Raw genomic sequence first — 20,008 nt, 5'->3', positions numbered from 1 at the left:
GAAACGCGGGCGTTCGCCCGGATGCTGGGGCTTGAGCCATGTACGACCGCAGTTCGTAGCCCGGAAAGCAATGGCATAGCAGAAAGCTTCGTGAAAACGATAAAGCGGGATTACATCAGTGTGATGCCAAAACCGGACAGCCAGGTAGCGGTGATGAACCTGGCGGAGGCGTTCAGTCATTACAACGAACATCACCCGCACAGCGCGCTGGGATATCGCTCGCCGCGGGAATATATACGCAGAAAGTTATCACAACCGTAAGAGAGAAAAGGCGTCTGGATATATAGGGTCAAATCCAGCGGACATGATGAAGCCGCAGAAAGTGACAGACAGGGAGAACGCCGGGGAGCAGGAAATTGCGGAGCGGCAGGCACAGACACTGAACCGCTACGGCTCCGCCAGTAAACTGTCCAGGCGTCAGCAGGCCCCCGTCTGAAAAGCGTCTAATCCTCATCTGAACCGGCCACCGCGCCGGTTTTTTTGTGTTCCTTTTCCCTGGCTGGCCTTCTCATGCGCGAGTGCATGTCTATGCTGCATGAAAACGCATGAATTCCTGCACCCTGATTATCCCCGCGCAGGCCAGATGCGGCGCGGCCCGGCACCATTCATGCAGGTGCATGAAAACCGCTACATAAAGCGGGCAGGCGTGGCGGGGGTACGAGAGCGCGCTGTTGAGATAACCCATTGAAAATAAATCCTAAACAACACTAAAACGTAGCGAACAATGAAACACATCTTCATTAAAGGGAAATATTTCCCGCCTATTTTCAAATAACTATAGGTGCAGTAAAAAGAAATAATGTATAACTAAACGAAGTGGCATGAAATCACTTCCTTGCCTAAGCAAATTTTTAAATACAAACCCACCCCACTATTTAGTAAATGGTTTATAGAGCGAAACATGATAAAAATACAGCGAATAGAATTAAATGGATTTAAATCCTCAAGCTCAAGATTAAACGTGCTTTTTTCTGCCAGCAATATATCCGTCATATATGGTGAAAACGGAAGTGGGAAAACAACATTCCTAAAGATTCTTCATGCTATTTTTGAAAAAGATGAGTCTGTTTTAATTCAAAATAAAGTATCTGGAGTGTCTATATATTACTCCACACCCATTGGATATGACAGAGTGGTTATAAAAAGAAAGTATGATACAACAAAAAGAAATGAACTAAACAAGAAATTGGAAACCTCTGAATATAACTGGTCAGATTTTCAATCATCACCTTTAAGCGAGGTTTCATCCCTTTCCATGGGAGTAGAAAGGGGGGTTGTCAATCAAGCATCTCGTGTTGAACCTCGCCAGATATATGAGTTTTTTGCTAAAAACAAAAACATTATAAACAAAGAAATAGATTTATTCTCAATTTCGCATGAAATGTCAACCTTCTTAAGGCTCACTCAAAACAAATACAAGTCAAAATCAGAAATAAATCAATTCGAGCTTATTAAGAAAAACCTTCACCTTCAATCAATAAAGATAGAAAATATTGAATCCTTACTATTGGAAAAGTATAAAATAGCAAGAATAACAGCAACAAAAAGAATACAAAGCGCTTTGTTCGATACATTATCATTGGCCATAACCCTCAATGAAACAACAGTAAGCAGAGATCCTAGCACAAATTTACCCAGGGATTTCGAGGGGCGATTAATAGAGTATAAAGATAGAATAATTGAGGCTTTAGATGACGGCGAAGAAAATAATTTTAAGTCTAAAGTAATTCAAATTCTTTCCGATGAAAATTTTGAGAACGAAGTATCACGTTACAGGCACCATGAAATCCTCGGCCCACTCTTCATGAACATCATGAATGAATTGGAATTAGAAAAACAAATGCTGAGCTCAATAAATTTATTAATTGACACATTTAATCGATTCTTAATCAATGGTAAGGAGTTAATTGTTAGAGATGAGCAAATATTTGTACAAATCGGTAGAATCAGACATAGTTTGAGTGAGTTATCTAGTGGTGAAAGGCATATTCTAACATTCTTATGCCTTGTTTTATTTGAGGGAGGGAAGAGAAACTTCTTGATAATCGATGAGCCAGAGATATCTTTAAATATTAAATGGCAAAGGGAACTTTTGACTTTATTTTCTGAATTAGTCCCTAAAACTCAAATAATAGTTGCGTCTCACAGCCCATCATTAGCCAATCGCAACCCTAACTATCTTTGTGAACTAGAATTACATGTAGGTCAATAAAAATGAAATATGAAATAGGGGAAGTTTTAAATACAGCAATAATGACCAATACTATAAGTGTAATAGTTGAGGGAACGGATGACATACAACTATATGACTCACTTGCAAAAAGTGCAGGTAAGTTAGCAGAGGTTTTCCCTATTGAAACTATTGATGGCTTTTCACCTGGATGTCAAAATGTAGTTTTAGCAATGGATGAAATTATCCGAATCCCTCAAACCCGATGGCAACATAAAAAATATATCGTCGGAATTATTGATAAGGATGTAAAGGATTTTCGAGGTGAAGTGCCTACAAACCCTCTAATTCTAATGCTTTGTTACTATTCAATGGAATCGCATTTTGTCAGCAAGGAAATTATACCTAAGCTATTACAATTATGCACAAAAATATCCAACTCAATGATAACTGACGATCTGATAGAACATTACTTTCAATTGATATCACTTAATGATGAAGATTTCTTTTTATTATCTCTGGAATCACTTAAGAGTGCATTATATCCTAGTTATGATAGCAAGTTTTCTTACGGTTATTCTGAAGGGAGAATCCTGTCAGCTTCGGATATTAGTAATGTTAGAGAAAAAAAAGATGATTTATTAGAATTCGCCAATGAACAAGGTTTATCTAATTGCTTGCCTGATTTAAAGAGGTTCTCAAAAGGCAAATGGCTACTACATTATTTTTGCTATAAAGCATTAAAAGAAATTGATAATTTGAAAGTCAATTGTGGTGCCCATCCTATTAGCCCATGTATCATGTGCTCAACCAATGGAAAATTAGAAGGGCACTGTTTATATAAGACGAAGGATGCGATAAATACTAAAAACCTTAAACATTTAATAATGTCAAATATTTGGATATCAGAATTCGATTACATAAGAGACAATTTTAAATCAATGGTATAGCAAAGAGAAATCGCCTTCTCCCATAGATAAATCAACAAGTCATCTATGGGAGTAATCATAAGGAGAAATGAATTCTCTTTTTATATCTTCAAGATAATCTGCCCACCACTGAACCATTAACCTCCGCTCATCTAAATGTTCAGATGTATGAATATAAGCCGCTCGCACGTTATTACGTTCCGAGTGGCTTAACTGTCGTTCAATAGCATCATCAGACCATAATCCAGACTCGCCCAATGCACCTCGCGCCATAGTTCTAAACCCATGGCCACAAACTTCAGTTTTAGTGTCATAACCCATCGCACGCAAAGCGTTGTTAACTGTGTTTTCGCTCATCACCTTTTTAGAATCATGATCTCCGGGAAATAAGCGTGGATTGTCACCGCTAAGTTGCTTTAGCTGATCAAGTAAAGTCAGTGCCTGACGGCTCAATGGCACTATATGCTCCTCTTTCATCTTCATACCACGATGCGAGTGCCGCACACCTTTTATCTCTTCTCGTTTTGCGGGAATACACCAAAGACACTTATCTAAATCGAACTCATCCCATCTTGCAAAGCGAAGCTCACTTGAACGCACAAAGGTTAGCAGGGAAAGCTCAACAGCTATACGAGTCATAACACGTCCACGATAAGCTCGCAGACGCTCAAGGAATTCAGGGAACCGACTGAAGGGCAAAGCTGGATAATGACGAGCTTTGGTGGTGGATAAAGCTCCAGCCATATCCATCGCGGGGTTAGAGTCAATGTAATCATTCTGTACGGCATAACGCATAATGGCTGTAACACGCTGCTGAAGCCGCTGTGCAACGTCATGCTTACCGCTGGTATCAACCTTTTTAATCGGGGCTAACAGGTGGCTGGTTTTGAGCTGGCGAATATCGAACGAACCGATATAAGGAAAAATATAAAGCTCAAGATAGCGAAGAATGCGCGATCGATGGTCTTCACTCCATCGCTTGTTACTGGCATGCCATTCACGAGCAATGGTTTCGAAAGCATATGCCCCCGAATTTTCGGCCTGAGCTTCTTTCTGTTCAGCTTTTGGGTCAATCCCCTGCCCTAACAGTTTTTTGGCTTCATCGCGTTTGGCCCTTGCCTCAGCAAGAGTTACTGTCGGCCAGACACCAAATGCCAGGCGATCTTCTTTCTTGTCAGAAGGACGCCTGTATTTCATGCGCCAGTATTTAGAACCCTTTGCCGAAACCTCAAGGTACAAACCGCCACCGTCGGCCATTTTATAGGTTTTCTCTTTGGGCTTTGCGGTCTCGACCTGTCTGGCGTTGAGCTTCATTTTGGGGGCACATTTCTAATCGAAGTGAATATGCCCCCAATTATGCCCCCAGTGCCCCCCGGATTTCAACGGACGAACTCGGACAACTCAGGACGTAAAAATCGAAGCATTCATTGATTTTAAAGGGATAAATGGACTTTCTCGGAAGGTCTTGGAAGAACTAATGGTGCCGAAGGCCGGACTCGAACCGGCACGTATTTCTACGGTTGATTTTGAATCAACTGCGTCTACCGATTTCGCCACTTCGGCACTGAAGAGGATGCGGAAAACGTTGGGGATTATACCGTTACCGACAAGGCACGCAACCGGAATCGATCCGGATGTGCGCTAAGCGCTGAAAAAAGCACCACCACCTCGGCTACCAGCAAATTTCCGCGCAAAATCCCGCCAAAAACCAGAACATTCCCAATCTCCCCTACCCCCTGGAACTTTCTTAGGTCTACCCTCTCTTAAGCAACACTGACACCAGTCAGCCATAAAGAGAAATGAGGTTGAAATGACTAAAACAACACAACGCGTGATTTGGGGATGGGGTATTGCTGCGTTACTGGTTGCAGGCAGCGCATCAGCAGCGAGCTGGCAGGATCAACTGAGCAGCGCCGCTTCACAGCTGAGCAGCGGAACCACCAGCGGCAGCAGCACGTCGAGCGAAGGGATGTCGCTTTCATCGGTCACTGGCTTGCTGAACGGCGGTGACAAAGCCGTTAGCGCCAACAGCATGACCAATGCGGCAGGTGTGATGCAGTACTGCGTTGAACACAATGTGGTGAAAAACAACGTAGAGTCGGTGAAAGATCAGGTATTGGGCAAACTTGGCCTGAGCAGCACCACCGCCCAGGAACAGAAAACCGATTACCAGCAGGGTCTGCAAGGCTTGCTTAACACCGACAACGGCCAGCAGCTGAACCTCGAGAGCCTGAGCAACTCCACGATGGGCGAAAAGCTGAAGACCAAAGCCTGTGATGTGGTACTGAAGCAAGGCAAGAAATACATCGGGATGTAATGACATTGGGCAGCGCAGGACCGTGAGGCAGGCTGTCCCCTGGTTCAATGTCCTGCGTTGCCCCTCCCGCCAACTCCCTGCATCGTGCTGCCCGTCACGCCCTTCCCTTGAGGGGTGATTTCCCCGCACCATCATTAACGCTATAGTGGGATTTTAGATCTCACAGGACAGCGCGCATGAAAGGCATCAACATTGCGATTTACTTCGATCCCGACCTGATTCGCATTTGCGTACATCAACAGGACGGCAGCTATCTCAGCCAGAACTTCAATTACGACGACAGCGTGATTGAAGAGATTTACCAATGGCTGGAGCAGTTCACCCCCAATCGCACGCACATTTGCCTGATTGAGCATGACACCGCCGACCTCCTTGCGGATGAACTGGTGGATAACGGTTATCACGTCCATCAGATAAGCCAACACGATTTGCTGAACTGGTTTGCCAGCGAACCGCCGTCCTCACCCGATGGCTCGCCAGTACGCGCCCTGCTGCGCTACCTGGAAAACGAAATGCCGCCTGAATATCAGTCACGCACCCCGCAGATTGAAGCCCTGATGGATCTGCTGGATGAGCTGGACGCACTGGAAGCGGTAGAAGAAGCCGAAGATGAAGACAGCCTGCCCGATGACGTACTGCGCCTGATGAAGCAGAAAAAAATCAGCGCCCATGATGCTGCGTTGCGCCTGATCCCTGATGTCAACGAACGCATTCGCGAACATCTGATCAACTATCCTGATTTGATGACACCCGAATTGCTGGAAGACTTTTTCCCTGAGTTGATCGAAGCGCTGGATCGCCCGAAACACTAATCACCTACATCACGTTGTCTCCGTAAACTGAACCGCGCCGAGCTGTCATCGGCGCGCCTGCATCAGAAGGAACCGACATGCTGGATCTTTTCAAAGCCATTGGCCTCGGGCTGGTGGTCATTCTCCCCCTTGCCAATCCACTCACCACCGTCGCGCTGTTTCTCGGCCTTGCCGGTGATATGAATTTTCAGGAACGTAACCGCCAGGCCATGCAGGCCTCCATCTATGTTTTTCTGATTATGATGGTGGCCTGGTACGCGGGCACTGCGGTGCTGCACACCTTTGGGATCTCCATTCCCGGCCTGCGCATGGCGGGCGGGCTGATTGTGGCCTTTATCGGTTTTCGTATGCTATTTCCCGCCAAACCCGTGGGCCATTCAATGGAGGCGGAGCATAAACAGGATGAGCTGGAATCGAGTGATAACCATCGCGAAAGCGTGAATATCGCCTTTGTGCCGCTGGCGATGCCCAGCACCGCCGGTCCGGGCACCATTGCGATGATCATCAGCTCAGCCTCGACGATACGCAGCGGCGTTGATTTCCCTGGCTGGGTAATCGCGGTGGCACCGGTGATGATCTTCTTTTTGGTTTCACTGATTTTGTGGATATCGCTGCGCAGTTCAGGCGCGATAATGAAACTGGTAGGGAAAGGCGGTATTGAGGCGATTTCACGCCTGATGGGCTTTTTGCTGGTGTGTATGGGTGTGCAGTTTATTATCAACGGCGTGCTGGAAGTGATTCATACTTATCACTAATCCGTTGAAAATCAGCGCGATAAATCGCGCCGCTACCATTAAATCCGTGCACCTGGCATAAAAATCAGCGCGATAAATCGCGCCGCTACCATTAAATCCGTGCACCTGGGCATAAAAAAATCAGCGCGATAAATCGCGCTGCTATTATGAATGACAGGGGCGGCCTGAACGCCGCCCCGATGATCATTAGTGCTTCAGAGTCTTACGAACGTCAGCAACCTGATCTTTCGTGACTGCCGGAGCGTTGTTGCTCCAGCCCTGGCGAATAAAGGTCGCCAGTTGCGCCACTTCATCATCGCTCAGACGGTTGGCAAAACCAGGCATCAACAAGGTTGAGGCTGTTTTTTCAGTCGATGGCTGCTGTGCACCTTCCAGAATGGTGTGGATCAGTCCGGTTGGATCTTTGGCGTTGACGATCGTGGCCTGATCCAGTTCCGGGAACACGCCCGGCGCGCCTTTACCGGTGACAAAGTGGCACGCACCACAGTTGTCGAGGTACAGACGCTCACCTTCCGACAGATTTTTGCCTGCGGTCAGCTTCGCTTCCGTCGCCTGCTGGGCCTGAACGTTGTACGCCTGCAACGGCGGGTTGCCGCCCAGGAACTTCAGGTAGGCTGCGATGGCTTTCAGGTCGGCATCGGTCATGTGCGAGCTGCTGTGCTCAATCACCGACTTCATCTCACCGCCAACAGCCGCTTTATCGTTACGACCGGTTTGCAGGTAATCAACGATCTCCTGCTCGCTCCAGCGCGGCAGACCACGCAGTGACGGCACATCCCAGTTGTTCAGGCTACCACCAGCGAGGAACTGATCATCGCTGCTGTCGAGCGCTTTCTCGTTCATACCCAGACCGCGCGGCGTATGGCAGCTACCGCAGTGACCAAGGCTTTCCACGATATAAGCACCACGGTTCACCTCTTCAGAGGCACCGCCAATCGGCTGGAACGGCTTGTCAGAGGTGAACGCCCAGTTCCAGAAACGCATACCCCAGCGCTGGCTGAACGGGAAGCTCAGTTTGGTTTCCGGTGGCTGCTCCGCACTCGGTTTTACGCCCTGCATAAAGTAGACATACAACGCGTGCATATCTTCATCGCTGATTTTGGCGTAATCCGGGTAAGGCATCGCCGGGTAAAGGTGGGAGCCATCCGGCAGCACGCCTTTACGCACCGCATCGGAGAACTGCTGCTCGGTATAGTTACCGATACCGTGTTCTTTATCCGGCGTGATGTTGGTGGAGTAAATGGTGCCCAGATTAGACTCAATCGCCAGGCCACCGGCATAGTCCGGCTTACCCGCTACCGAGTGACAGGCCATACAGTCGCCGAGACGCGACAGGTATTCACCCTTTTTGATCAGTTGTGCGTCATCTGCCGCGTGCGCCTGCGCCGCAATGCTTCCCAGCAACACGGCATTAGCGATTAACAATGATTTTAATTTCATGTGCTTATGCCTGTACCAGTGGACCGGGGTTTTTCAGATAATGTTCTTTGATTGCCTGTGCCGCCATCAGGGTGATCGCGCCGATAGTATCGGTCGGGTTCGCCTGGAAGTTCTGCGGGAAGGCGTTACCGCCCGGTACAAACACGTTATGCACGTCCCAGCTTTGCAGGTACTTGTTGAGCGCAGAGGTTTTCGGGTTGTCACCCATTACCGCGCCGCCCACGTTATGGGTGGATACGTATTTGGTCAGGTCAAAGTCTGCGCCCATTGGCAGGAAGCTCATGCTCATGCTATCCGGGTTCAGCTCTTTGGCGATGTTGCCCACAATGCCTTTCAGATGCTGTTGCAGCTTCAACTCGTTCTCTTTCCAGTTGAAGGTCATACGCAGCAGCGGTAGGCCACGGTGGTCGGTGTAGTGCGGGTCGAGATCCAGATAGATATCACGATACGACTGGCAGGTCGTGGTGATGCTGATCTTCATCGAATGGTTGTACCACTGCTCCAGACCTTCTTTGTAGCCCATACCCCAGCTCGGCGTGCCTTTCGGCAGTGCAGCGGCCATTGGCGTACCGGTCGCCTGTGAACTGTGGATCTTGGCACCGCCGAGGAAGCCGAGACCTGGACCATCGAAGTTGCCCGGAGAGATGTCGTTGAACATCTGGCCGGTCGCACCAGCGGTCGCGAACGAGTTGAAGTTCTTGTCTTTGAAGAACAGGGTCGCGCCACCGTTCGACAGGAACGCATAGTTACGACCAACCACACCTTCTTCGGTGATCGGGTTGTACGGCTTACCAATGCCGGACAACAGCATCAGACGCACGTTGTACAACTGGAAGCTGGAGAGCACCACGATCTTCGCCGGCTGGAACACTTCGTTGCCGTCTACGTCGTAGTAAATCACCCCTTTAGCGGTCTTCTGGTCATCGTGCAGAACCACTTTCACCACTTCCGCGTGCACTTCATAGGAGAAGTTCGGCATACGCTTCAGCGCATCCATCACCGCCGTTTGCGGTGAAGCTTTGGAGTAGTTCAGGCACGGATATTTCGAGCAGTAACCACAATAGTTACAAGGCGCGATGGTGTTGCCATACGGGTTTTTCCACGCGCGTGAAACGCAGGCAGACGGGTTCGGGAACGGATGGTAGCCCAGTTTGGTCGCCGCTTCTTTAAACATCACGTTGTTCAGCGTGTCTTCCAGCGCTGGCAGCGGATAAGGCTCAGAACGTGGACCTTCAAACGGGTCACCACCTTCGAGGATCTGACCGCGCAGGTTGCCGGTGTTACCGGACTGACCGCAAATTTTCTCAAACTTGGTGTAATACGGCTCGATCTCATCCCAGGTGAACGGGAAGTCCATCACGCGCATATCTTCCTGGAGAATACCCGGCTTGTACGCCTGATCGACATAGGTTTTCAGTTTGATATCGGTCGGGGTAGGACGAATCAGTACCGCCGTCCAGTGCATGCCCGCGCCACCCACACCGGTACCCGGTGCAAACGCGCCCCACTTACGGGTCGGCAGCGCCGTCTGGTCCATGTTGTAGCGCACGGTCACCGCCACTTCTTTCGGCGTAGCGAACACCTTGTTACGCACGTTATAGGCGTACTCATCCGCCGGTTTCGGGTAAGCGAACTCGGGATAGTCGCGCTCACCACCGCGCTCCAGCGCGCGTACTTCTAAGCCAGCCAACGCCAGCTCAATGCTCATTAACGAGCCTGCCCAGCCGAGGCCGCAGACAACGACGTCGACTTCTTTTTTAGTAATCTGTGCCATGATAATCCTGTCTCAAATACCTGATGCGAAACGCAATTACGCGCGCTCACCCATGATGCTAACCGGGCCAAGCGGGTACGGTACGTTGTGCTGTTTAACCCACTCGGTGAAGCTGGCGCGCGCGCCAGGGAAGCCGATGGCAATCCAGGCTTTCATGCCTTTGTTGCCGCCGTACATCGGATCAGCGAGGTAGCCATGTTTGGTATCTGCAAGCAGTTGGCTGAAGAACTGGGAGGCTTTCAGGTTCGGCTCGCCCAGTGCGGCGAAGTCGATACCGTCATTTTTATTCACTTTAGTGAGAACCGCGTCTTTCTCTTCCAGCGTCAGCTCGTGGAACGCTTTCTGGTAGCTGCTCTGCGTCCACTGATTCACCAGCTTGATGCCGGTGTGATACATCTGCTGCGGAGTAAACGGAATCTGATAGCCCATCGTGGCGGGCGCATGCACGTCAAACGGACCCTGCATGTAGATTTCGTCACCGAACTCAGGGCTGTGAAGCTGCTGGTCGATAAAGATCGGTACGTTCGTTTCCAGCGCACCCGGAGCCTTGCCATTACCGCCGGCAGGGATCAGACGATCGGTGGCGGCAAGAATGAATTGCCACTCATCGCTGCTGAAAAAGATCGGTTTATAGTCGGCAAGTTCCGGTGCTGCCATTTCCGCGGCCTGGGCCGCAGTCAATCCCTTAAATACCAGGTCACTTAATGGCAAAGCCAAAAGCGACCCAAGCAGAAATTTACGTCTGGTGGTCGGTTTTTGTAAAAGCATGGCCTGACGACTCTCACTTGCTAAGAAAGATAATTATTTTTGTTAATGACTTAATTCATCGGTAAACAACCTGGCAATCTTAGGGATACAGATATTTCAAAGTGTAAGAATTAAATTAAGGATGTGTTTTGATGAGAAAGCATCATCATGTTGAATTTTGGTTACGAGCTGGTGAAGGGCTTTCGCGGCGGGAATTTCCGTTTTAACCGTACAAATGTCAGGTTTTTGTTCGAATCGACTGTGCAAATGACCAAAACAATTTACGCATCGCAATAATACCGGGAATTAATCGATAAAAATAAATCACACTTCCATACAAGAGAACCATTCTCATTAATAACATCTTATTTACTTACAGGAAACACAATCTCCATATCTATTTCCAAAAAATGACAGGCAGCGCACAAAATAAGCGAAATAATTGAGCGCCGAAATGGATTGTTAATTTCTGGCACAGCTCAGAACAAACCGGCATTTTGCCATTTGCGCCTCAGCGATAGAGTCAGTTAATCAATCACTCGGGATGACAATAATGCGATCATTAGTTTTGTTGCTGGCGCTAATCAGTTGCGCTTTTACGTTACAGGCGGCGACGCCGAAGGACACCTTAGTTGTCGCCGTGCCGCTCGATGGCATCATCAGTTTTGACCCTGCGGAAAGTTTTGAAACCGTCAGCAACAGCGTGCAGCGCAATCTGTATCAAACGTTGGTGGAGGCCGATCGCACGACGCCGCAGAAACTCGCGCCGCTGCTGGCGACCTCCTGGCAAGCGGGCAGCACGCCGCACAGCCTGGTCTTTACCCTTAAATCCGGCGCGCATTTTGCCAGCGGCAATCCGGTAACGCCGCAGGATGTGGTGTTCTCCTTAACCCGCGCGGTACAACTTAACAAGGCACCGTCGTTTATCCTCGCTGAGTTTGGCTGGACGCCAGACAATGTCGCCGCTCAGTTTAAGGTGTTGAATGATCACCAACTGGAAATCCAGTGGCCTGCGGCGATTGGGCAGGATCTGGCGCTACGCCTGCTGACGGCGCCGGTGGCCTCGATTGTTGACAGCAAAACCGTGCAACAGCATGAAGCCAACAACGATCTGGGTAACGGCTGGCTGCACACCCATTCCGCAGGCAGCGCGGCCTTTGTCATTCAGCAATATGTCCCGCAGCAGGCATTGGTGTTGACCGCTAACGCCCAGGCACAGCCCCAGCCGCACCTGCAACGTATTCTGCTAAAAGGCGTGGCCGATGCTGGCGCACGTCGTTTGTTGATTCAGCAGGGTGATGTCGATGTCGCCTACCAGCTTGGTCCGGATCAGATTGACGCGCTGAAAAGCGATAAAAACCTGCGCATCGCTGCTTTCCCGTCCAGCCTGGTGTATTACCTCGGCTTCAATACGCAGAACAAAGCACAACCGGCACTTGGCAATCCTGCATTCTGGCAGGCCGCTCGCTGGTTGGTGGATTATCACGCCATCGCCGATCAACTGTTAAAAGGCCAATACGCTATTCATCAAAGCTTCCTGCCGCAGGGGTTTGACGGCGCGCTGGAAAACCAGCCATTCCACTACGATGTGGCGAAAGCCAAACAAATTCTGCGCCAGGGCGGCATTCAGTCCGGCACCCGGTTCTCGCTAACGGTCATCAATCAACCTCCTTATATCGATGTGGCCCAGGCACTGCAAGCCAGCTTTGCCAAAGCGGATATTCAGATTGAGCTGCAACCGGTGGCGGAGTCGGAGCTGTGGAGCAAAATGCGCGGACGTGATTTCCAGTCAATCTTTATTTACTGGGGAGCGGATTATGTCGATCCCAATACCAACGCCAGCGCCTTTGTGTACAACGTACCCGGCGGCTCGAAAACCCTCGCATGGCGCGTCGGCTGGGACATTCCGGATCTGAGCGCCAAAACCCGCGCCGCAGCAGGCGAAAGCGATGCGGCCAAACGTCGCCAGCTCTACACCGAATTGCAGCAGTCGGTGCAGCAGAATTCGCCGTTCGTTATCACCTTACAGGGCGCGCAGCAGGTGGCGGTGCGTGATAATGTCGATCATGTGCAGCAGGGGATCGGTGTGAGCCTGTTATATTTCGATACGGTGCAAAAGAAATAACCTGTCCCGTAGCGGCGCGATTTATCGCGCATCTTTTCGCAGACGATAAAGAATCGCGCCGCTACGCCTGGTCGACGTTTGCTATCCTTTCAGGCATCACCGCTTGCCTGAGAGAGAAAAATCATGACCACCCCGTTGTTGATTGCCCAAACCCCGGAAGTGAAACTGCAACTGCTGCCAAACATGGCGAACCGCCACGGCCTGATTGCCGGCGCGACCGGCACCGGTAAAACCGTCACGCTGCAAAAACTGGCAGAATCCTTCTCCTCCATTGGCGTACCGGTGTTTATGGCCGATGTGAAAGGCGATCTGACGGGTATCGCCGCTGAGGGCGAAGGTTCGGAGAAACTGCTGGCTCGGCTGGCGAAAATCGGCGTGACCGACTGGCAACCTCAATCCAATCCGGTGATGTTGTGGGATATCTTTGGCGAGCAAGGCCATCCGGTGCGCGCCACCGTCTCGGATGTTGGCCCGCTGCTGCTGGCGCGTTTGCTCAACCTCAATGACATCCAGAGCGGCGTACTGCAAATCATCTTCCGCATCGCCGACGATCAGGGCCTGTTGCTGCTGGATTTCAAAGATTTGCGCGCTATGACGCAATACATCGGCGACAACGCTAAAGAATTCCAGACGCAATATGGCAACATCAATAGCGCCTCGGTCGGCGCAATTCAGCGTGGCCTGCTGACGCTGGAGCAGCAGGGTGCTGAGCATTTCTTTGGTGAACCGATGCTGGATATTCGCGACTGGATGCGTTGCGACGATCAGGGCAAAGGTTTTATCAACATCCTCTCCGCCGAAAAGCTCTATCAACTGCCAAAACTCTACGCCACCAGCCTACTGTGGCTACTGGCAGAATTGTATGAACAATTACCCGAAGCGGGCGATCTTGAGAAGCCAAAAATGGTGTTCTTCTTTGATGAGGCGCATCTGCTGTTTAACGACGCGCCCGCGGTGCTGCTGGAGAAGGTTGAACAGGTGATTCGCCTGATTCGCTCGAAAGGCGTTGGCGTCTATTTTGTCACGCAGAATCCCGCCGATATTCCCGACAGCGTGTTGGGCCAACTCGGCAACCGTGTGCAGCATGCACTGCGCGCCTTTACCCCGAAAGATCAGAAAGCGCTGAAAACGGCGGCCGACACCATGCGTGCCAACCCGGCGTTTAATACCGTCGAGGCCATTCAGGCGCTGGGGACTGGCGAGGCGTTAATCTCCTTCCTCGATGAAAAAGGCAGCCCGTCGATAGTGGAACGTGCGATGGTGATTGCGCCCGGTTCCCGCATGGGGCCAGTCAGCAGTGATGAACGTAATGGCCTGATTAACCACTCGCCGTTGTACGGTAAATACGACAGCGAAGTCGATCGTGAATCTGCCTTCGAGATGCTACAAAAAGGGGTGCAGGTTGCCACCGATCAGGCCAATGCCCCCGCAGCGAAAGGCAACAATGTGGCGGTGGATGACGGCATTCTCGGCGGCCTGAAAGATATTCTGTTTGGCAGTACCGGCCCGCGCGGCGGCAAGCGTGATGGGGTGGTACAGACGATGGCAAAAAGCGCCGCACGGCAGGTCACTAATCAAATCATTCGCGGCGTGTTGGGTAGCCTGTTGGGAGGGCGTCGTCGTTAAGGAGCAGTTAATGGATAAACATCAACAACTGAAACGGAGCAAACGTCTGGCGCTGTCGCTGCTGCTGATTGCCGCCGCGATTTTTGTCATTACGCTGTTTCTGCCGCCCAACTTTTGGGTCAGTGGCGTTAAAGCCATTGCCGAAGCGGCGATGGTCGGTGCGCTGGCCGACTGGTTCGCGGTGGTGGCGCTGTTTCGCCGCGTGCCGGTGCCCTTTATTTCACGTCACACCGCGATCATCCCGCGTAATAAGGATCGCATCGGCGAAAACCTTGGCCGCTTTGTGCAGGAAAAATTCCTCGATACCGATTCGCTGCTGGCCCTGATTCGTCGTCACGACCCTTCGCAGATGCTGGCGCAGTGGCTGAATGCGCCCGGTAATGCCGATCGCATTGGCCGCCATCTGTTGCAGGTGATGCGCGGCTTTCTCGACCTTACCGACGATGCGCGTATTCAGCAGTTTCTGCGTCGGGCGGTACATCGCGCGCTCGACAAGGTTGACCTCACCCAATCCAGCGCGCTGCTGCTGGAAAGCCTGACCAAAAACAACCGCCATCAGGAGCTGCTGGATGCGGCGGTGCAGCAACTGCTGCGTATCCTGCACAAGCCCGGCACGCGGGAGTTTATCGCCATGCAGATTGTGCGCTGGCTGAAACGCGAGCATCCAATCAAGGCCAAAGTGTTACCCACCGAGTGGTTGGGCGAGCACAGCGCCGAGCTGGTGGCTAACGCCGTCGATTCGATTTTGGATGAGGTGGCGCTTGATCAGGGCCACGAATTTCGCCTCGGTTTTAACCGCGCGGTGGAGCGGCTGATTGTGAAGCTGAAAAACGATCCTGAGATGGCCGAACGCGCTGAGGTGATCAAAAGCTGGCTGAAGGAAGATGAGTCGCTGAATCGCTACATTGGTGAACTGTGGCAGGATTTACGCGGCTGGCTGAAGGAGGATTTGCGCAGCGACAACTCGCGTGTGCAGGAACGCGTTCGACTGGCTGCGTTGTGGTTGGGTGAAACGCTTGCCGCTGACCAGGCGCTGCGCACCTCAATGAATCAGCATCTGGAAGATGCCGCACGTAGCGTCGCACCGGAGTTTGCCCAGTTTCTGACACGCCACATCAGTGACACGGTTAAAAGCTGGGATGCGCGCGAAATGTCGCAGCAGATTGAGCTGAATATTGGCCGTGATTTACAGTTTATTCGTATCAACGGCACGCTGGTGGGCGGTTCGATTGGTCTGGTGCTGTATTTGTTGTCGCAGTTGCCAATGTTGATGAGATATTTGACGCTCCCGTAGCGGCGCGATTTATCGCGCCGCTACGGGGATGGTGCTTAACGACGTTTCAACATCAAAAACAGGCTGATGGCGAAGAACGCCGCGCTCGGCAGAATCGCCCCGAGAATCGGTGGGATACCATACACCAGACTCAACGGACCGAAAATCTGATCCAGCACGTAGAACAGGAAACCAAAGCTGATGCCGGTTACGACACGTACCCCCATCGACACGCTACGCAACGGTCCAAAGATAAACGACAACGCCATCAGCATCATCACCGCCACCGAGAGCGGCTGGAAGATTTTGCTCCACATGTTGAGCTGATAACGTCCCGCCTCTTGTCCACTTTGTTTGAGGTACTTGCTGTAGTTGTAAAGCCCGCGAATCGACAGCGCGTCCGGGTCCAGCGCAACCACACCCAGCTTGTCTGGCGTCAGGTTGGTCTTCCATTCACCGCTCAGGCTTTGTGAACCGGTAATCTGCTTCGCATCTTTCAGGTCCGACTCATCCACCTGGGACAGCACCCAAAGTTTCTTCGTTTTATCCCAGGTGGCAGTCGCTGCATAACGAACGCTCAACAGGCGACGTTGATCGTTGAAGTTGTAGATGCTGACGCCATCAATCTGGTTATCGCCCTTGATACGTTCGATATAGATGAAACTGCTACCGTCTTTCGCCCACAAACCATTCTGCGTCGACACCAGTGCACCGCCGTACAACTGCTGCGCACGGTAGTTTCGTGCCATCTGCTCACCCTGCGGCGCAACAAACTCACCAATCGCCATGGTCAGCAACACCAGCGGAATTGCGGTTTTCATCACCGCCAGTGCTACCTGCATCCGGGTGAAACCCGATGCCTGCATCACCACCAGTTCGCTGCGTTGCGCCAGATTGCCAAGACCTAACAACGCCCCGAGCAACGCCGCCATCGGAAAGAAGATCTCAATATCTTTCGGCACACTGAGCAGGGTGTAGTACCCAGCATCCAGCGCGGTATACATGCCCTGCCCGGTTTTACGTAGCTGATCGACAAACTTGATGATGCCCGACAGCGACACCAGCATGAACAGCGTCATCATGATGGTGTTAAAAATGGTTTTGCCGATATACCGGTCAAGTACCTTAAACATCACACTGACCCTCCACGGCTAAAACGGGCGCGGATGCGGCGCATCGGCACCGTATCCCACAGGTTCAGGCCGACGGCCAGTGCCAGGTAACCGAAGTTCACCACCCACATCCAGATGGTTGGATCGAATTTCCCTTTCGCCGAGTTTGATTTCAGCGAGCTTTGCAGCAGGAAGAAGATCAGATACAGCAACATCGCCGGTAACATCGACAGGACACGGCCCTGACGCGGGTTCACCACGCTAAGCGGCACCACCATCAACGCCATCACCAATACTGAGAACACCAGCGTCAGACGCCAGTTCAGCTCGGCAGTGAAGGTAGGATCTTTGCTTTGCCACAGCGTGCGCATATCCGCCTGCTCAGCATCGTTGGGATCCAGCACCGCCTGTTTGTAGCCAATCAGCGCCTGGTAATTCACAAAGTCGGTGATACGGAAATCACGCAACATTGCGGTCCCTTCAAAACGCGTGCCTTTATCCAGCGTCACAATTTGTGACCCGTCCGGGCGTTGCTCCATATGCCCGCTATCTGCCAGCACCACTGAAGGTCGCGCATTCCCCTTTGGACGCAACTGGGCGAGGAAGACGTTGCCGAAGGTGTTACCCCGCACGTTTTCAACGAACAACACCGCGTTACCGTCGCTGGAGGTCTGGAATTGCCCTGCCGCCAACGCGGCCGCGCCGGGGTTGGCTTTGGCATTCTGCGTCACTTCATCCTGATAACGTGAAGACCAGGGGCCCAGCCATATCACGTTAATCGCCGCCACCATCGAGGTGAGCAGCATCAGGATCATCGCTGATTTAACCAGCACGCTTTTCCCCAGGCCACAGGCATGCATCACCGTGATTTCACTTTCGGTGTACAGCCGCCCAAGGGTCATTAAAATCGCCAGAAACAGGCTTAGGGGCAGGATAAGTTGTGCCATTTCAGGCACGCCAAGTCCTAACAATGTCAGAACCAGGTTTGTTGGGATCTCGCCATCCACCGCGGCACCCAGGATCCTCACTAACTTCTGACAAAAGAAGATCAGTAGCAGGATGAACAGGATAGCCAGCTGGCTTTTGAGCGTTTCCCGAACCAGATATCTAATGATGATCACGCTTAGTACGCCTGTGATAACTTGTCTTTTTGCAGGAAAATCGCTAGTTTCAACGCTTATCAGCCATTTTTCTTCATCAATGGCCGTCATCGCAGCTAAAATAGTATGACAAACGCGTCCGGGTGGTGAAAAAACAACACATTGCCACCCTAACTCATTATGACCGCCGGCGTTTAAATGTCATGGCGTCGCAACAAATTTAATGCGTTACGAGCGCGCTACATTCTAACGACAGCTTAGGCCGTTGTCTTTAAGATTCAGGAGAGTGCATGGAGTTCAGTGTAAAAAGCGGTAGCCCGGAAAAACAACGCAGCGCCTGCATTGTGGTTGGCGTTTTCGAACCGCGTCGTCTTTCACCGATTGCCGAACAGCTCGATAAGATCAGCGACGGTTACATCAGCGCCCTGCTGCGCCGCGGTGAGCTTGAGGGTAAAGTGGGCCAGACACTGCTGCTGCACCATGTGCCGAATATCCTTTCCGAGCGCATCCTGCTGATCGGCTGCGGCAAAGAACGCGAACTGGATGAGCGCCAGTACAAGCAGGTAATTCAAAAGACCATCAACACGCTGAATGATACCGGTTCAATGGAAGCGGTATGCTTCCTGACTGAACTGCACGTCAAAGGCCGCAATACCTACTGGAAAGTACGCCAGGCGGTGGAGACCTCCAAAGAGGCGCTCTACAACTTTGATCAACTGAAAAGTAACAAAGTCGAGCCACGCCGCCCGCTGCGTAAACTGGTGTTCAACGTGCCGACACGTCGTGAACTGACCAGCGGTGAACGCGCAATTCAGCATGGTCTGGCAGTAGCCTCTGGCGTTAAAGCGGCCAAAGACCTCAGCAACATGCCGCCAAATATTTGTAACGCCGCGTATCTGGCGTCGCAGGCACGCCAACTGGCGGATGCGTTCAGCAAAAATGTCACCACCCGCGTCATCGGCGAACAGCAGATGAAAGAGCTGGGGATGAACGCCTATCTCGCCGTCGGAGCGGGTTCGCAGAATGAGTCACTGATGTCGGTGATTGAATACAAAGGCAGCAGCAACGCAGACGAACGCCCGATCGTGCTGGTCGGTAAAGGCCTGACCTTCGATTCCGGCGGTATCTCGATCAAACCGGCGGAAGCGATGGACGAGATGAAGTACGACATGTGCGGCGCTGCGTCGGTCTATGGCGTGATGCGCATGGTGGCGGAACTGAATCTGCCGCTGAACGTGGTCGGGGTGCTGGCAGGCTGTGAAAACATGCCTGATGGCCGTTCGATGCGCCCGGGTGACGTGCTGACCACCATGTCAGGCCAGACGGTAGAAGTGCTGAACACCGATGCCGAAGGTCGTCTGGTGCTGTGCGATGCCCTGACTTATGTTGAGCGCTTCGATCCTGAAGTGGTGATTGATGTCGCCACCCTGACCGGTGCCTGCGTGATTGCGCTGGGTCATCATGTCAGCGGTCTGCTGTCGAACCACAATCCGTTGGCGCATGAGTTGATCAGCGCCTCTGAGCAGTCTGGCGACCGTGCCTGGCGCTTGCCGATGGCAGATGAATATCAGGAGCAGCTGGAATCCAATTTTGCCGACATGGCAAACATTGGCGGCCGTCCGGGTGGTGCCATCACCGCAGCGTGCTTCCTGGCTCGCTTCGCGCGCAAATTTAACTGGGCGCACCTGGATATCGCCGGTACTGCCTGGCGCTCCGGTAAAGCCAAAGGCGCAACCGGTCGCCCGGTGCCGCTGCTGTCGCAGTTCCTGCTGAACCGTGCAGGTCTGAACGGCGACGATTAACGCATCCGACGTGCAGCAATTAAAAC

The 20,008-nt window shown here is 51.6% G+C and carries 16 protein-coding genes, 1 tRNA gene and 1 pseudogene; 11 read left to right on the top strand and 7 right to left on the bottom strand.

Going from position 1 to position 20,008, the window contains the following annotated elements; genetic code table 11:
* The 4 genes and pseudogenes from CTZ24_RS26670 to CTZ24_RS02840 all read left to right on the top strand — a co-directional run.
* Positions 1-261: integrase core domain-containing protein (locus tag CTZ24_RS26670; protein WP_208723573.1), on the top strand; the 261-nt coding region annotated here is incomplete at its 5' end.
* A gap of 100 nt (positions 262-361) precedes the next feature.
* Positions 362-436 (top strand): annotated as a pseudogene (locus tag CTZ24_RS26915) (hypothetical protein); the annotation flags it as partial.
* 399 nt (positions 437-835) lie between these two features.
* Positions 836-2,212 (top strand): AAA family ATPase, encoded by a 1,377-nt coding sequence (locus CTZ24_RS02845; RefSeq protein WP_208724723.1) that lies wholly within the window; start codon positions 836-838, stop codon positions 2,210-2,212.
* Between the two features lie 2 nt (positions 2,213-2,214).
* Complete coding sequence (locus CTZ24_RS02840) at positions 2,215-3,120, top strand: DUF4435 domain-containing protein (protein ID WP_208724722.1); 906 nt, start codon at positions 2,215-2,217, stop codon at positions 3,118-3,120.
* A 39-nt stretch (positions 3,121-3,159) separates the two neighbouring features.
* On the opposite strand, the gene CTZ24_RS02835 is transcribed toward CTZ24_RS02840, so the two are convergent.
* Both CTZ24_RS02835 and CTZ24_RS02830 read right to left on the bottom strand, forming a co-directional pair.
* The gene (locus CTZ24_RS02835) at positions 3,160-4,413 is read right to left on the bottom strand and encodes a tyrosine-type recombinase/integrase (protein WP_208724721.1); all 1,254 of its coding nucleotides are present in this window, start codon (positions 4,411-4,413) and stop codon (positions 3,160-3,162) included.
* A 164-nt stretch (positions 4,414-4,577) separates the two neighbouring features.
* Positions 4,578-4,662: transfer RNA gene (locus CTZ24_RS02830), tRNA-Leu, on the bottom strand.
* Between the two features lie 247 nt (positions 4,663-4,909).
* Here CTZ24_RS02830 and CTZ24_RS02825 point away from each other — a divergent pair.
* The 3 genes from CTZ24_RS02825 (at position 4,910) to CTZ24_RS02815 (ending at position 6,983) form a co-directional block, all read left to right on the top strand.
* Positions 4,910-5,416 carry a YjjA family protein gene (locus CTZ24_RS02825; protein ID WP_208724720.1) on the top strand — a complete coding sequence of 169 codons (507 nt, stop codon included), beginning with the start codon at positions 4,910-4,912 and terminating at the stop codon, positions 5,414-5,416.
* Positions 5,417-5,592: 176 nt separating this feature from the next.
* A complete protein-coding gene (locus tag CTZ24_RS02820; protein ID WP_208724719.1) occupies positions 5,593-6,228 on the top strand; it encodes a hypothetical protein in 636 nt (211 codons plus the stop codon).
* Positions 6,229-6,305: 77 nt separating this feature from the next.
* Entirely contained in the window at positions 6,306-6,983 is a 678-nt protein-coding gene (locus tag CTZ24_RS02815) for a MarC family NAAT transporter (RefSeq protein WP_021185777.1), read from the top strand.
* A gap of 186 nt (positions 6,984-7,169) precedes the next feature.
* Here CTZ24_RS02815 and CTZ24_RS02810 read toward each other — a convergent pair whose 3' ends face one another.
* The 3 genes from CTZ24_RS02810 to CTZ24_RS02800 are packed head-to-tail and all read right to left on the bottom strand — an operon-like array spanning position 7,170 to position 10,965.
* Positions 7,170-8,423, bottom strand: coding sequence for a c-type cytochrome (locus CTZ24_RS02810; RefSeq protein WP_021185776.1), 1,254 nt, complete (start codon positions 8,421-8,423; stop codon positions 7,170-7,172).
* Between the two features lie 4 nt (positions 8,424-8,427).
* A complete protein-coding gene (locus tag CTZ24_RS02805) occupies positions 8,428-10,197 on the bottom strand; it encodes a GMC family oxidoreductase (protein WP_208724718.1) in 1,770 nt (589 codons plus the stop codon).
* Between the two features lie 36 nt (positions 10,198-10,233).
* Entirely contained in the window at positions 10,234-10,965 is a 732-nt protein-coding gene (locus tag CTZ24_RS02800) for a gluconate 2-dehydrogenase subunit 3 family protein (protein ID WP_021185774.1), read from the bottom strand.
* Between the two features lie 532 nt (positions 10,966-11,497).
* Between CTZ24_RS02800 and CTZ24_RS02795 the strand changes: the two genes are divergently transcribed.
* The 3 genes from CTZ24_RS02795 (at position 11,498) to CTZ24_RS02785 (ending at position 15,989) form a co-directional block, all read left to right on the top strand.
* Positions 11,498-13,069 carry an ABC transporter substrate-binding protein gene (locus CTZ24_RS02795; RefSeq protein WP_208724717.1) on the top strand — a complete coding sequence of 524 codons (1,572 nt, stop codon included), beginning with the start codon at positions 11,498-11,500 and terminating at the stop codon, positions 13,067-13,069.
* A 123-nt stretch (positions 13,070-13,192) separates the two neighbouring features.
* The gene (locus CTZ24_RS02790) at positions 13,193-14,695 is read left to right on the top strand and encodes a helicase HerA-like C-terminal domain-containing protein (protein WP_208724716.1); all 1,503 of its coding nucleotides are present in this window, start codon (positions 13,193-13,195) and stop codon (positions 14,693-14,695) included.
* Between the two features lie 10 nt (positions 14,696-14,705).
* Complete coding sequence (locus tag CTZ24_RS02785) at positions 14,706-15,989, top strand: DUF445 domain-containing protein (RefSeq protein ID WP_208724715.1); 1,284 nt, start codon at positions 14,706-14,708, stop codon at positions 15,987-15,989.
* A gap of 35 nt (positions 15,990-16,024) precedes the next feature.
* On the opposite strand, the gene lptG is transcribed toward CTZ24_RS02785, so the two are convergent.
* Together lptG and lptF are read right to left on the bottom strand one after the other, a co-directional pair.
* Positions 16,025-17,101 carry an LPS export ABC transporter permease LptG gene (gene lptG, locus CTZ24_RS02780; protein WP_208725484.1) on the bottom strand — a complete coding sequence of 359 codons (1,077 nt, stop codon included), beginning with the start codon at positions 17,099-17,101 and terminating at the stop codon, positions 16,025-16,027.
* The gene (lptF, locus tag CTZ24_RS02775; RefSeq protein ID WP_021185768.1) at positions 17,101-18,201 is read right to left on the bottom strand and encodes an LPS export ABC transporter permease LptF; all 1,101 of its coding nucleotides are present in this window, start codon (positions 18,199-18,201) and stop codon (positions 17,101-17,103) included. Before lptF ends, lptG begins: the two co-directional genes overlap by 1 nt.
* A 269-nt stretch (positions 18,202-18,470) precedes the next feature.
* Between lptF and pepA the strand changes: the two genes are divergently transcribed.
* A complete protein-coding gene (gene pepA / locus CTZ24_RS02770) occupies positions 18,471-19,982 on the top strand; it encodes a leucyl aminopeptidase (RefSeq protein ID WP_021185767.1) in 1,512 nt (503 codons plus the stop codon).
* Positions 19,983-20,008 lie beyond the last annotated feature (26 nt).

It is taken from the genome of Pantoea phytobeneficialis (assembly GCF_009728735.1).
Taxonomy (GTDB): Bacteria; Pseudomonadota; Gammaproteobacteria; order Enterobacterales; family Enterobacteriaceae; genus Pantoea; species Pantoea phytobeneficialis.
The sequence above is the reverse complement of the archived record's forward strand: the minus strand, read 5'-3'. Positions and strand labels throughout refer to the sequence as shown.

Excerpts from the sequence above, each read along its gene's own strand:
- CTZ24_RS02835 (WP_208724721.1), bottom strand. The coding sequence starts at position 4,413 with ATGAAGCTCAACGCCAGACAGGTCGAGACCGCAAAGCCCAAAGAGAAA.
- lptG (WP_208725484.1), bottom strand. The coding sequence starts at position 17,101 with ATGTTTAAGGTACTTGACCGGTATATCGGCAAAACCATTTTTAACACC.
- CTZ24_RS02785 (WP_208724715.1), top strand. The coding sequence starts at position 14,706 with ATGGATAAACATCAACAACTGAAACGGAGCAAACGTCTGGCGCTGTCG.
- CTZ24_RS02825 (WP_208724720.1), top strand. The coding sequence starts at position 4,910 with ATGACTAAAACAACACAACGCGTGATTTGGGGATGGGGTATTGCTGCG.
- CTZ24_RS02795 (WP_208724717.1), top strand. The coding sequence starts at position 11,498 with ATGCGATCATTAGTTTTGTTGCTGGCGCTAATCAGTTGCGCTTTTACG.
- CTZ24_RS02790 (WP_208724716.1), top strand. The coding sequence starts at position 13,193 with ATGACCACCCCGTTGTTGATTGCCCAAACCCCGGAAGTGAAACTGCAA.
- CTZ24_RS02805 (WP_208724718.1), bottom strand. The coding sequence starts at position 10,197 with ATGGCACAGATTACTAAAAAAGAAGTCGACGTCGTTGTCTGCGGCCTC.
- pepA (WP_021185767.1), top strand. The coding sequence starts at position 18,471 with ATGGAGTTCAGTGTAAAAAGCGGTAGCCCGGAAAAACAACGCAGCGCC.
- CTZ24_RS02815 (WP_021185777.1), top strand. The coding sequence starts at position 6,306 with ATGCTGGATCTTTTCAAAGCCATTGGCCTCGGGCTGGTGGTCATTCTC.
- CTZ24_RS02800 (WP_021185774.1), bottom strand. The coding sequence starts at position 10,965 with ATGCTTTTACAAAAACCGACCACCAGACGTAAATTTCTGCTTGGGTCG.
- CTZ24_RS02810 (WP_021185776.1), bottom strand. The coding sequence starts at position 8,423 with ATGAAATTAAAATCATTGTTAATCGCTAATGCCGTGTTGCTGGGAAGC.
- CTZ24_RS02840 (WP_208724722.1), top strand. The coding sequence starts at position 2,215 with ATGAAATATGAAATAGGGGAAGTTTTAAATACAGCAATAATGACCAAT.
- CTZ24_RS02820 (WP_208724719.1), top strand. The coding sequence starts at position 5,593 with ATGAAAGGCATCAACATTGCGATTTACTTCGATCCCGACCTGATTCGC.